General features: G+C 60.0%; 1 protein-coding gene. It reads left to right on the forward strand.

The window, feature by feature from the left end; all coding sequences use genetic code 11:
* Nucleotides 1–275 precede the first annotated feature (275 nt).
* A complete protein-coding gene (locus tag EPO09_RS15720; protein WP_290644273.1) occupies nt 276–2,933 on the forward strand; it encodes a hypothetical protein in 2,658 nt (885 codons plus the stop codon).
* The last annotated feature ends 596 nt before the right edge of the window (nt 2,934–3,529 follow it).

Here is a 3,529-nt window from a genome sequence, read left to right on the forward strand (position 1 = left end):
CAAGGCCGCCCAGCCCGTTTGACGGCCAACTCCGCAGCGCTCAAGGCGCTGGCGGGACGCCGCCAGCGACCAATATCGGTGCCTGCCATGCGTTGACCGCCCCCTCACTCGAAGGGGGGCGCGCACCAACGGCTTGAGCCAGCGGCATACTCTGCCCGTCACGCAAGCGGCATCGTTGCGCGACATGTCGGGCCACGCCCGCCAAAAGAAGCAGCTACACATACAAGCTTGGCGTTCTCGCACGAGATCCCGCCCGGCCAAAACCAGGGATTGAAATGCGAAACCTTCGAGTGGCGATCATCGCCAAACTGTTTCTTGTCCTGATATGCGGGGGGCTCGCCTCGTGTGGCGGCGGTGGATCAGACGCCAGCTCCGGCAATGACGCCCAGGCCGTGCAGAGCGGCCAGTTCAAGGACAGTTATGTACAGGGCCTGCGCTATACAACGGCCACACAATCTGGATTGACCGACGCCAACGGCACGTTTCACTACCTCAGCGGCGAGCGCGTGACGCTGTCGGTGGGCGGCGTCGTGATCGGAACGGCCGCCGGTGCGCCACTCGTCATCCCGAGTGACCTGGTGTCCGACAACCAGAGTGTGAGCAACCCAATCGTCACCAATATCGCACGTTTTCTGCAAACGCTGGATGCCGATGGCAACCCGGACAATGGCATCACCATTCCCCCCGCTGCCCATACCGCACTGGCGTCTGCCTCTCTGGATTTTTCCAATCCCGCTTTTGGCAACTCGCCTGCACTGGTTGCAGCGCTCCAGAAACTCAACGACAAGCAAGTTTTCGCGGACACACGACAGCTGGTTTCGACCGACGCGGCCCAACGCCATCTGCTCGCGTCCGTAGGCGGCAGCGTGCCAGCGACCCCGGCCTCCGTGAGCCCGGTGCGCCAGACCATCCTTGATGGTCCGGCTTATTCCAATGTGCTCAGCGCGCTGGACTCGAGCGGGCATGTCCACCTCTTTGTAGGCGGCGATCATCTTTATCACTTTGTCCGCGATACCTCGGGATGGCATGCGGATTCAGTGGCAGGCATAGCGTCCAGCGGTGTCTGGCTAAAGAAGGTCTTTGTGGATGCCCATGGCGCTTTCCACCTCTTCTTTACCGATGCGAATGGGTGGCAGTACGCGAGCAACGCCACAGGCGCATGGGTGATCGAGTCGATCTATGCCGCCGACTATGTGGTCGACGCCGCAGGTGGACTGCACGTCATCACCGTCAGGTCTGCCACAACCTTTGCGTATGGCAGCACAGTGAACGGGGTGTGGGCCTGGGATACCTTCACGACTCCAAGCGCGAACGGACTGGGCTCGGCGAGTCTGGCCTCGGCATCGCCCGAACTGGTCAAGCTGGCACTGGACGCCAGCGGCCATGCCCACATCGTTTTCAGCAGGGATGACTATGCATCTTTCGAGTCGTCGGCCATCTACTATGCGAGCAATGCAAGCGGCACCTGGCAATCGGCCCAGTTGCAATCGGCAGGCGGGGTTCGACCCAACAGTCTAGACCTGGTGGCCGATGCACTTGGCAACCCGCATGTGCTTTATGCCTATACCAACATTCTTTACGGCTCTCAATTCTGCGCAGGCCCCTGTCCGTCCAGAGACCACGTGGGCTACTTCACTAAATCGAACGGCCAGTGGCAATCTGAGCTGGCCGATGGCGGCGTCGGTAGCGAGGCCATCCGCTTTCGCTACGTTGACGACCAGCACGTCGGCTACTTCTCCGGATCGACATTCACTCAAAAGATCGGATCGACCTGGACGCCACTCAGCATGCCATTTGGCGCCGTGGGCTCACTGCTCAGCACTGACACCACCAGCGGCTCGCCCAGCTCTTTTTACTCGGTCGGGGTGCAGAGCGGCAACGTCAACTATGCGACGTTTGCAAATGGCGCATGGACCACAGAGCAGGTGGCCAGCCTCAAGCCAGTCGGTCAATTCTCCAACATGACCATGGATGCCGCAGGTTCCCAACATATCAGCTACTGGAATGCTGCGGACCGTACCTTGCGCTATGCAACCCAGGTCAATGGCGGCTGGCACTCGGAGGTCGCCGCCCAAAACGTGGACATGAACAGCCAGACCGTGATCGCCGTGGGTGCCAGCGGCGAGATCCACATCGCTTACCTGGACTCGACAAGCTATGCATTGCAGCATGTGCACAAGCTGGGTGGTGCATGGCGGGTGGACACGGTCTCACCAACGTCCTTTGGGTCTTTTTCCATGGCGCTCGATGTCGGTGGTGCCGTCAACATGCTGTATATCGATACGAGACAGTCGGCCTGGATGCATGCCACCAATGTGTCTGGCACATGGGTCAGCAATCAGGTCGTGTCAGTGCAATGGAACATCGCTGGCAAGGGACGCTTGAGTGTTGCGCCCAGCGGGGATGTCTACGCCTGCATCGACTCGGACAACTACAGCTCCAATACCATCCGCCAAGGGCTGTGGCTGGCCAAGCTGGCCAGCGGCGCCACGGTCTGGCAATTCGAGAACGTCGCCCCCGCGATCTCTTCAGGGAGCGATTGCTGGGTGGACGCCAAAACGGACGGCACGGTGGCACTGGCCTACCGGATTGATCGCGGATCTGTCGGCACGTGGGACAAGTTGATCTATGCCAGCAAAGATGGCTCAGGCTGGCACTCGGAGACAGTCGCCACGGGCATTTTCAGAGGCATATCGATGATCACAGATCCCAAGCTGGGACGCGTGATGGCCTACTACAACGCAGGAGAAGGCTATGTGAGCTATGCCTACCGAAGCGGATCAAGCTGGACAGCCAAAACGCTCATCAATCTGAACATGCTGGACCAAGCTTTCTTGGCTCCGATGGCCATTGATGCGACGGGCGCACTTCACACGGTGTACTTCGATTCACAACAGCAGGATCTGATCGCATTGACCATCGATCAGCCCTGAGCCATCGTTCATTCGCGGCACACAGGTGGGCAACGCTCCACGTGCGGCACGTGTTAGTTCGCACGGCGGGTAAGCAGTCGTTCAAGCAGCGGATCCGCCCAATCGCAACTCTTGGTCAGCTGTGCCTCGCATAGCGGTCGTTCAAGCCAGTAGCGGCGGCCGGACCGAGTGTCAGCTTACCAATGCCTACCGTGAGCAGGCAGGCCGACCACGAACGGCTCCTGACGCTGCGAAACGGTCTGCCGAGATGGCTGCTAAAGGCTGGTTGCGGACGCTCAGGCCCACCAGTCGAATGACGGCAACGCTCAAGAACGGTCACTCGGCGGCGGTCAGCACGTAAGACCGCCACAGGTTCGTTAGCGGTCGATCCGGTGGCGATGGGCCCATCGAATGCGGTGACCGACTGCTCTTACGGAAGGTCACCGGCTCCTTCCGACCCAAAGGGGGCGTAGCCTACGCGTGCCGCAAAACAGACATTGGCTGTTGACTCATCCATGCTTTGCATATCATTCGCGGATATGACCTGTCACACCTTATGTCCGGCTTAAATAGACCAGCCCTCAAGGGAGGGCTGCTAGCCTTCTTGGCCGCCACAC

Origin of the sequence: Aquabacterium sp., assembly GCF_004297345.1 — a bacterium.
Classification (GTDB): domain Bacteria; phylum Pseudomonadota; class Gammaproteobacteria; order Burkholderiales; family Burkholderiaceae_C; genus Aquabacterium.